General features: G+C 60.3%; 1 protein-coding gene. It reads right to left on the bottom strand.

Annotated features, from left to right (window positions below):
- Nucleotides 1–524 (bottom strand): cobaltochelatase subunit CobN (locus FRW57_RS22785; RefSeq protein WP_203230532.1); only part of this gene is annotated, 524 nt, incomplete at both ends.

Genomic DNA, 524 nt, shown 5'->3' on the forward strand with positions numbered 1-524 from the left:
GTCCGTAGGTCTTGGCGTTGCCGTCAAGAACCTGTTGGCGCAGCACATCGACGCTGGCTGGAGGTTCAACCTCGTAACCTTCGGCTTTGAGCCGGTTCAACGTATTGAAAAGGCTTTCGAAAACCGAAAGATAGGCGGCAGTTCCGACCGCGCCTGCATTTGGCGGGAAGCCAAAGAGAACGATAGCGAGGTTTTTCTCTGCATTCGATTTCCGGCGCAGGGTGGCAAGGTGGTGCGCCTTTTCGGCCAGCGCGTCGATACGTTCAAGGCAGGGGGCCATCGCTTTGACATCACCCCGTGCAGGGCAGGCGTGCGCACAACCGTTGCAACCGTCATGGCCGTGCCGCCCGGCAAAAACTGTCGGGTTCGTGGCACCGTCGATTTCGGGCAGGGCGATCAGCATGGTTGCTTCGACGGGGCTGAGCCCCTGTTCGCCCTGCGCCCATTGTTGCAGCGTCTGGAATTCCAGCGGTTGCGCGGCGAGATATGGAACGTCAAGCGTACTAAGCGCTTCGACGGCGGCG

Origin of the sequence: Segeticoccus rhizosphaerae, from assembly GCF_009192725.1 — a bacterium.
GTDB lineage: Bacteria > Actinomycetota > Actinomycetes > Actinomycetales > Dermatophilaceae > Segeticoccus > Segeticoccus rhizosphaerae.